Source organism: Serratia sp. (in: enterobacteria), from assembly GCF_046715635.1.
GTDB lineage: Bacteria > Pseudomonadota > Gammaproteobacteria > Enterobacterales > Enterobacteriaceae > Chania.
The window spans coordinates 1-8,488 of the sequence record NZ_JBKJYW010000197.1; the positions used below are offsets into that span (position 1 = coordinate 1).

Sequence of the window (8,488 nt, forward strand, 5' to 3'; positions counted from 1 at the left end):
TACTTCCAGGAGCAAGGCTATGAGTTACACCATTCTGACTGGCGATCGCGCCACCGGTTCACTGCATTTGGGTCATTACGTCGGTTCACTGCGCCAGCGCGTTGAGCTACAGCATCATCATCAGCAAACGGTGATGGTGGCCGATCTGCAAGGGCTGACCGATAACGGCAGCAATCCGCAAAAAATCAGTGCCAACGTGCTAAACGTGGTGGCCGATTATCTGGCGGTGGGGATCGATCCTGCCAAGACTACGCTGTGTCTGCAATCGGCGCTCCCAGCGCTGGCAGAACTGACGATGTATTACCTCAACCTGGTCACCGTCGCCCGCCTGGAACGTAACCCCACGGTGAAAAGTGAAATCATCGAGAAAGACTTTTCACGCAGCCTGCCTGCCGGATTCCTGATTTACCCGGTTAGCCAGGCGGCGGATATCACCGCTTTTGGGGCGACTCACGTGCCGGTTGGGGAAGATCAGTTGCCGATGCTGGAGCAAACCAACGAGATTGTCCGGCGCTTTAATCGCATCGCCGATCGCGAGGTGCTGGTGGAGTGCCAGCCGCTGCTGAGCCGCGTGGGTCGGCTGCCGGGGCTGGACGGGCAGGGCAAGATGTCGAAATCACGCGGCAATACCATCATGCTGGGGGCCAGCGCTGACGAAGTGCATAAGGCGGTGATGAGCATGTTTACCGATCCCAACCACCTGAACGTCAGCGATCCTGGGCAGGTGGAAGGCAATATGGTGTTCACCTATCTGGACGCATTTTGCGAGGATACCGCGCTGGTGGCACAACTGAAGGACCATTATCGTCAGGGCGGGTTGGGGGATGTGAAGATTAAACGGTTGTTGGAGGATTGCCTGCAAACTCTGCTGGAGCCTATCCGCACCCGCCGGGCCGAGTACAGCGCCGATAAGGGCGAGCTGATGCGTATCCTGAGAGAGGGCAGCCAGCGGGCCAATCAGGTCACCCAGGGCACCTTGGCACAGGTCAAGTCCGCGCTGGGTCTGGATTTTTTTGCCCTGGATTAAAGGTCCCTCTCCGTTTGGAGAGGGGAAGTCTGACGATCAGGCCGCGCTGTCGGTGATCGGGTGTTTGACGATAAACACGTAAGACAGCGCACCGATCAGGGTAACGCAGGAACTAATGGTCAGTGCCAGGCTGAATGAGTTGGTGGTATCGAGGATCCAGCCGGTGATCACCGGGGCAAACGAAGCGAACACAAAGCTGGCAAAGTTTTGAATGCTGCCCACCGAGGCGGTCATACGGGACGTGACCGCCACGTGGATCAGCCCCCAGCAGGAGGTACCGGCAAAGTGGATACAGAACAGCGCCATACTGATTAATGCCACCGCGCTGGTGGTGGTTGTCGCCTGTGCCACGACGGAGGTAAAACCAGCGGAAAGCAGCATACCGGCGACGATACAGATTTTACGGCTCTTGAGTGGAGCCATGCCACGGCGCACCAGGAAGTCGGTGACAAAGCCGTTTGACAGCATGCCTGCGGCACCAAACAGGAACGGGATTGCCGCCAGCATACCGGTACTTTTCAAATCCAGGTGATAGGTAGTTTGCAGATAACCCGGCAGCCAGGCCAGATACAGCCAGGCGGTGTAGTTAATGCCGCTGAAGCCGATCATCATGCCCCACATGGTGCGGTTCTTGAACAGCGAACGCCATTCCTTGAAGTTCATCGGTTCACGGCGTGCACTGACGCTACCGGCGTTGAGATAGCTTTGCTCCTGCTCGCTCAGCTTGATGTCTTCACGGTTGCGATACAGCATGTACCAGCCAATCGACAGGGCAATACCCAGCAAACCAATGGTGATGAACATCCCGCGCCAGCCTAGCACCAGCATCATGGCAGTGAGGATCGGTGGGCTGATGGCTAACCCGATGGTGGAGGCCGAGTTGAAGATCCCCATCGGCATACCGCGATCTTTGATGTTGAACCAATCATTGATCACTTTAACGCCGCAAGGGTTCATGGGGGCTTCGCCGATCCCTAGGCCGATACGCACCCAGATAAACTGGGTAAAGTTGTGGATCATGCCAGACATCGTCTGGAACGCAGACCAGACAAACATCCCCAGGCCCAGCATGATGCGTGGGCCTTTGCGATCCAACAGCGGTCCGCAGGGTAATTGGGCAATCCCATAGGCCAGTGAAAAGGCGGAAAGCAACAGGCCGATCTCGGTACCGCTCAACCCCATTTCTTCACGAATGGTGGAGTTGGCGACGGACAGCGAACTGCGATCGAGAAAATTAATCACGGCAGCAAAAAATAACAGGATCATTGCCGTAGTCTGGATTTTTTTAATTCTTGCGGAACGCTCGGTTATTCCGCCCGCAGGAATAGGATTAATGCTATCAGAACAACACTCTGTCCGTTCATTCCCATTACTGATGGTCGTTATTTTTTCCATTACTCGCCTCCATAATTCCGTATTAATAATTTTTGTGCTTCCGGGGGGGCCCGGGAGAGGTTTTAACAACGGTATGAGTTAATCTTTCGGCAGTGAGCCTAGGTGGCGAAAATGTTTCATGGTGCCTTTTTTAACCGGTTCCGTGCGGCGGTTACGATTTTGCTGTTTTTAATCGGTTTTAAATCCCGTTCTAGTCGGTTTTTTATCAATAAAAATCAGCAGGCATCCTGTTTGATGGAACGGATCATCGACTGCTTGGCGGTATCAAGATGGCGGTGCAGTTCACGGGCGGCCTCCTGATCGCTGCGGCAGATCAGGGCGCTCAAAATGGCCATATGTTCTTCAATTGCAATAATGTTTCTTTGCTTAAGATCGGTTTCATCCCATTGATAGTGGAAGTGAAAAATCACTGAAATGATTTCCAGCGACTGATTGAAAAACGGGTTGTTGACGGCCGACAGGATCAGGGTATGGAAGTCACGATCCAGCTGAGAGAACAGCCGATAATTGTCGCTGATGGTATCGCGCAGCTGGCGATGGCGGTTTAACAGCTCTTTGGCCTGCAACCAGCGGCTATCCTGTGCGGGCAGGTTGATAAAGCGTGACAGCGCGTGGGTTTCCAGCATTTGCCGTAGTTCAAACAGCTGCTCGGCATAGTTCAGATCAAACTTTTTCATGCTCCATTGGCCGCGGCGCACGTTGTCGATAAGGTCAAAGCGGCTGAAGCGCAGCAGGAATTCCCGCACCACTACCGGGCTGACGTTAACCGCGCGTGAAAGCTGCAATTCGGTGAATGAATCCCCCGCGCGCAGCTGCTTTTGGTTAATCATCTGATAGAACGCTTTCTCAAACAGTTTGCCTTGCTCGTCCAGCGAGTGGCTCATGCATTCAAAGCCGTCTTCCGCCAGCGGCATGCGCACAATCACGTAATCCTCATTGACCTTTTCCAGCACCCCACGTTGATGAAGGTGCGTAAGCGTGTGGCGTACCGTGGTGCGGCTGATGTTATACATTTCTGCCAACCCCGCCTGGGAAGGCAGCGGTGAGCGGATATGGCCCTTGAGGATGCCGTCGATCATCTGATTAACCACGTTCTGGCGGAGGTTTTGCGTTCTGCTCATGGGATCCCTCTGTGGGCTTAAGTGTTTTTTAAGCATTTAAAACCCATTTAAACCGGTTTAATTTGTGCTGACTCACAAATTCTCCTCATCAGCTCAATACGCCTGTTCTTTTTGCGGGATAACAGCTCCACATCACAGGAGGAGGGATCATGACCACAATGAATACGCTAGTTTGTCTGGAGCCGACCCGGCTGGTTTACCAACAAAGGCCGGTACCCCAGCCTGCGCCGGATGAAGCGGTGCTCAAAATGCTGACGGTAGGCATTTGCGGTACCGACATCCACGCCTGGTCTGGTCAGCAACCGTTCTTCAGCTACCCGCGGGTGCTGGGGCATGAAATATGCGGCGAGATTGTCAGCGTTGGTGGCCAGGTTAGTGAATTGCGCGTCGGACAGCGTGTGGCGGTGATCCCTTATGTTTCCTGTCATCACTGCGGAGCATGCACCAGCGGCAGGCCTAATTGCTGTGAAAACATCTCGGTGATTGGCGTGCATCAAGACGGCGGCTTTAGCGAATTTTTAAGCGTGCCGGTGAGTAATCTGCTGGCCGTAGATGATGTGGAACCCCAAGCGGCAGCGCTGATTGAACCGTTCTCTATCAGTGCCCACGCCGTACGCCGAGCAGCCATCGAACAGGGCGATCATCTGTTGGTGGTGGGAGCAGGGCCGATTGGCCTGGGGGTTGCGGCTATCGCCAAGGCGGACGGGGCAACCGTGATCGTGGCCGATACCAGCGCAGAGCGCCGAAGCCATGTGGAAAACATGCTTGGGTTGACCACGCTAGATCCGTCGGACGCCGGTTTTGAGGCTGCCTTAAGAGCCCAATTCTCCGGCATGCTGGCGGCAAAAATCATTGATGCCACCGGCAATCAGCATGCGATGAACCATAGCGTCAACCTGATCCGCCATGGTGGCAGCATTACGTTTGTCGGCCTGTTCAAGGGCGATCTGCAGTTCTCCGATCCGGAATTCCATAAAAAGGAAACCACCATGATGGGGAGCCGCAATGCGACCAAAGAAGACTTTATCAAGGTTGGGCGATTAATGGCCGCCGGAAAAATAACGGCCGGGATGATGCTTTCCCATCAATTTGAATTTTCCACGCTGGCAGATATTTATGAAGCGGAAGTAATTAATAATAAACAGCTGATTAAAGGCGTGATTCATTTTAACTAACTCGATGACTCCCCAGGTCTTGCCGATAGTATTTTACGACCTGGGGGGATCAGCGGATGCAAGGAGCAATAATGAAACAACTCAATCGTAGTGAATTTCCTGGCGCGCAATATCCCGATCGCATTATCCAATTCGGTGAAGGTAATTTCCTGCGCGCCTTTGTCGATTGGCAAATCGACCTGTTAAACCAGCATACCGGGCTGAATGCCGGCGTGGTGGTGGTGCGGCCAATCGACAGCCAGCAGCCGCCTTCGCTCAATACCCAGGATGGTTTGTACACCACCATTATCCGTGGGCTGAATGAGCAGGGGGAGGCGGTTTGCGAGCCGCGCCTGATCCGCTCGGTCAACCGGGAAATCAACGTTTACCACCAGTACGACAGCTATCTGGCATTGGCACGGGATCCGGCGATCCGCTTCGTGTTTTCCAACACCACCGAAGCGGGGATCGCCTATTTACCGGACGATAAGTTCACCGACGCTCCGGCGGCCAGCTTCCCGGCCAAGCTGACGCGGCTACTGTTTGAGCGTTTCAGCCATTTTGACGGTGCCGCAGACAAGGGCTGGGTATTGCTGCCGTGTGAGCTGATCGACTACAACGGCGCCGCGTTGAAAGAATACGTGCTGCGCTATGCACAGCAGTGGCAGTTACCGCAGGCGTTCACCGATTGGCTGAACGATTGCAATACCTTCTGCTCAACGCTGGTCGATCGTATCGTCACTGGCTACCCACGCGATGAAGTAGATCAGTGGCAACAGCAGTTGGGGTATCAAGATAGCTTCCTTGACACGGCGGAACATTTCTATCTGTTTGTGATCCAGGGCCCGCAATGGCTGGCGCAAGAGCTGCACTTGGATCGGCTGGACCTGAACGTCCACATTGTCGATGACATCAAACCTTATAAAGAACGCAAGGTGGCGATCCTCAACGGGGCACATACGGCGCTGGTGCCGGTGGCGTTTCTGGCCGGTTTGAATACCGTGGGCGAGGCCATGAGCGATGAGCAGATCGGCGGCTATGTGGCACGCACCATTGCCGAAGAGATTATGCCGGTGCTCGATCTGCCGCAGGAAGAGTTACGGCCCTTTGCCGAAGCGGTGCAGAACCGTTTCCGTAATCCGTTTATTCAGCACCAGCTGCTGTCGATTGCGCTGAACGGCATGACCAAATTCCGCACGCGTATTTTGCCGCAGCTGCTGGTTGGCCAACAGAAAAATGCCGAGCTGCCGAAACGGTTGACCTTTGCTTTGGCGGCGTTGTTGGCCTTCTATCGTGGCGAACGCCAGGCGGGTAGCTATGCGCTACAGGATGATGCCCATTGGCTGAGGAGGTTTGAAACCCTATGGGCTGCGGTTCAGCACCGGGATATGACGCTCGCGGCGCTGGTGGAAAGCGTGCTGGCCGATGAGGCTCATTGGGGGCAAAATCTCAATGCGGTTCCTGGCCTGACCGTGGCTGTGACCACCGATCTGCAAGCCATTCGTGACCACGGGATGCGTGCGGCATTGAGCGAAATAGAGCGCCGATAAAATCTCGATTGGCTGCGGCCCACTTATTGTAATCCTATCCACCACGGGAAATGGCGCTGAACGTCATTTCCCGGCCATAAAACCATCATCTGCGTGTCACACAGTTATTCGTTAATAGGTGCCCATAAGATTAGCCACTGAAATCAGAGAAATCATATGGCGCAGGCACTGTTAAAACTGGCACCGACCGACTATCCAGGGCAACAACCGATCCCTTTACGCAAAGTATTAGCGGTAAAAGGGTTGGGTAAGGCTTACCAATCCCAGCAACGCGTTCTTGAAGACATCAATTTTGATCTGCACGCCGGGGAACTTGTGGCGGTGATAGGCCGCTCCGGGGCCGGTAAATCCACCCTGCTGCATACGCTGAACGGCACCATTCCTTCCAGCTGTGGCGAGATGCTGCATTTTGAGGACGATGGGGTTGCACAGGATATCGCGCAGCTCTCAGCCCGCCAGATGCGCCAGTGGCGCGCCCGCTGTGGCATGATCTTCCAGGACTTTTGCCTGGTCCCCCGGTTGGATGTGATCACTAACGTGCTGCTTGGCCGCCTCAGCCACACCTCGACGCTGAAATCCTTCTTCAAAGTGTTCGACGATGCTGACCGTGCGCGGGCGATCGAACTGCTGCAATGGCTGAATATGCTGCCGCATGCGCTGCAACGGGCTGAGAACCTGTCCGGCGGCCAAATGCAGCGCGTCGCCATCTGCCGCGCGCTGATGCAAAACCCCAAAATCCTGCTGGCCGATGAGCCGGTTGCCTCACTAGATCCGAAAAACACCCGCCGCATTATGGATGCGCTACAGAAAGTCAGCGAGAACGATATCGCGGTGATGGTAAACCTGCACTCGGTCGAACTGGTGAGGGAATACTGCACCCGGGTGATTGGCATCGCCCAGGGAAAAATCATTTTCGACGGCCACCCGTCACAGCTTAACGAACGTATTTTGCAGCAACTGTATGGCGAAGAAGCCAATCAGATCCATTAATCACTTGAATGTCACCTTTACCTTTACACACAGGGCATGCGCAATGAAAAAAGTATTCACACTGACCACCATGATGGCCGGCGTAATGATGGTATTTACTGCAGGTGCAGCGGATGCGCCGAAAGAGTTGAACCTGGGGATCCTGGGCGGGCAGAACGCGACTCAACAGATTGGCGATAACCAGTGTGTGAAAGATTTTCTGGATAAAGAGTTGAACGTAGACACCAAGCTGCGCAATTCTTCCGACTACTCTGGCGTGATCCAGGGCCTGCTCGGGGGCAAGATCGATCTGGTATTGAGCATGTCGCCTTCGTCATTTGCTTCGGTGTACATCAAGGATCCCAAGGCGGTCGATCTGGTGGGGATCGCGGTGGATGATACCGATCGGTCACGCGGTTATCACTCGGTGGTGGTGGTGAAAGCCAACAGCCCTTACAAAAAGCTGGAAGATCTGAAAGGCAAATCCTTCGGCTTTGCCGATCCGGACTCCACTTCCGGTTTCCTGGTACCCAACCAGGTGTTCAAACAGCAGTTTGGTGGTACGCCGGATAACAAATACAACAATTTCTTCTCCAGTATTACTTTCTCTGGTGGCCATGAGCAGGACGTGCTCGGCGTGTTGAATGGTCAGTTTGAAGGCGCGGTCACCTGGGCCTCGATGATTGGCGATTACAACACCGGCTATACCAGCGGAGCCTTCAATCGGATGATCCGTATGGATCATCCAGATTTGATGAAGCAGATCCGCATTATCTGGCAGTCGCCGCTGATCCCGAATGGCCCGATCCTGGTGAGCAATGCTCTGCCTGCGGATTTCAAAGCCAAGGTGGTTACCGCCATCAAGAAGCTGGATACCGACAACCATCAGTGCTTTATCAAGGCGATGGGCGGCAAGCAGCACATTGGCGACGTCAAGCTGGCGGAATACCAGACCATTATCGATATGAAGCGTGAGCTGACCAAGGGCGATCGCTAAGGCTGGCTACGTTCTCGGCCCCTCACCCTAACCCTCTCCCACAGGGAGAGGGGACTGACCGAGTCACAAATTAATGACTGTATTCAACCTGTACCTTGAACGTGCTACAGATTGGCTTCATGTCCTCGCCCATAACACCGATCTAGCTCCCTCTCCCTGTGAGAGAGGGTAGGGGTGAGCGGACTGAGCGAGTCACAAATTTGTACCTTGGACGTGCTACAGATTGGCTTCATGTCCTTGCCCATAACACCGATCTAGCTCCCTCTCCCTGTGGG

At 54.4% G+C, this 8,488-nt stretch carries 7 protein-coding genes; 5 read left to right on the top strand and 2 right to left on the bottom strand.

Translation table 11 applies throughout. From position 1 onward, the window contains the following. Positions 1 to 19: 19 nt before the first annotated feature. The gene (gene trpS / locus ACLQ7H_RS09690; protein WP_411752473.1) at positions 20 to 1,027 is read left to right on the top strand and encodes a tryptophan--tRNA ligase; all 1,008 of its coding nucleotides are present in this window, start codon (positions 20 to 22) and stop codon (positions 1,025 to 1,027) included. A gap of 36 nt (positions 1,028 to 1,063) precedes the next feature. Here trpS and ACLQ7H_RS09695 read toward each other — a convergent pair whose 3' ends face one another. Together ACLQ7H_RS09695 and ACLQ7H_RS09700 are read right to left on the bottom strand one after the other, a co-directional pair. Beyond that, positions 1,064 to 2,293 carry an MFS transporter gene (locus ACLQ7H_RS09695; protein ID WP_411752474.1) on the bottom strand — a complete coding sequence of 410 codons (1,230 nt, stop codon included), beginning with the start codon at positions 2,291 to 2,293 and terminating at the stop codon, positions 1,064 to 1,066. Positions 2,294 to 2,637: 344 nt separating this feature from the next. Next, a complete protein-coding gene (locus ACLQ7H_RS09700) occupies positions 2,638 to 3,543 on the bottom strand; it encodes an FCD domain-containing protein (protein ID WP_411752475.1) in 906 nt (301 codons plus the stop codon). 149 nt (positions 3,544 to 3,692) lie between these two features. Here ACLQ7H_RS09700 and ACLQ7H_RS09705 point away from each other — a divergent pair, with 149 nt between their 5' ends. From ACLQ7H_RS09705 to phnD, 4 genes are all read left to right on the top strand, one after another. Further along, positions 3,693 to 4,718 carry a zinc-binding alcohol dehydrogenase family protein gene (locus ACLQ7H_RS09705; RefSeq protein WP_411752476.1) on the top strand — a complete coding sequence of 342 codons (1,026 nt, stop codon included), beginning with the start codon at positions 3,693 to 3,695 and terminating at the stop codon, positions 4,716 to 4,718. A 71-nt stretch (positions 4,719 to 4,789) separates the two neighbouring features. Continuing rightward, entirely contained in the window at positions 4,790 to 6,247 is a 1,458-nt protein-coding gene (locus ACLQ7H_RS09710) for a tagaturonate reductase (protein WP_411752477.1), read from the top strand. Between the two features lie 156 nt (positions 6,248 to 6,403). Then, a complete protein-coding gene (gene phnC, locus ACLQ7H_RS09715) occupies positions 6,404 to 7,237 on the top strand; it encodes a phosphonate ABC transporter ATP-binding protein (protein ID WP_411752478.1) in 834 nt (277 codons plus the stop codon). Between the two features lie 43 nt (positions 7,238 to 7,280). Further along, entirely contained in the window at positions 7,281 to 8,213 is a 933-nt protein-coding gene (gene phnD / locus ACLQ7H_RS09720; RefSeq protein WP_411752479.1) for a phosphonate ABC transporter substrate-binding protein, read from the top strand. The last annotated feature ends 275 nt before the right edge of the window (positions 8,214 to 8,488 follow it).

What these genes read in the sequence shown, in the direction of transcription:
- phnD (WP_411752479.1), top strand. Translation starts at nt 7,281, where the DNA reads ATGAAAAAAGTATTCACACTGACCACCATGATGGCCGGCGTAATGATG.
- phnC (WP_411752478.1), top strand. Translation starts at nt 6,404, where the DNA reads ATGGCGCAGGCACTGTTAAAACTGGCACCGACCGACTATCCAGGGCAA.
- ACLQ7H_RS09710 (WP_411752477.1), top strand. Translation starts at nt 4,790, where the DNA reads ATGAAACAACTCAATCGTAGTGAATTTCCTGGCGCGCAATATCCCGAT.
- ACLQ7H_RS09705 (WP_411752476.1), top strand. Translation starts at nt 3,693, where the DNA reads ATGACCACAATGAATACGCTAGTTTGTCTGGAGCCGACCCGGCTGGTT.
- ACLQ7H_RS09700 (WP_411752475.1), bottom strand. Translation starts at nt 3,543, where the DNA reads ATGAGCAGAACGCAAAACCTCCGCCAGAACGTGGTTAATCAGATGATC.
- ACLQ7H_RS09695 (WP_411752474.1), bottom strand. Translation starts at nt 2,293, where the DNA reads ATGATCCTGTTATTTTTTGCTGCCGTGATTAATTTTCTCGATCGCAGT.
- trpS (WP_411752473.1), top strand. Translation starts at nt 20, where the DNA reads ATGAGTTACACCATTCTGACTGGCGATCGCGCCACCGGTTCACTGCAT.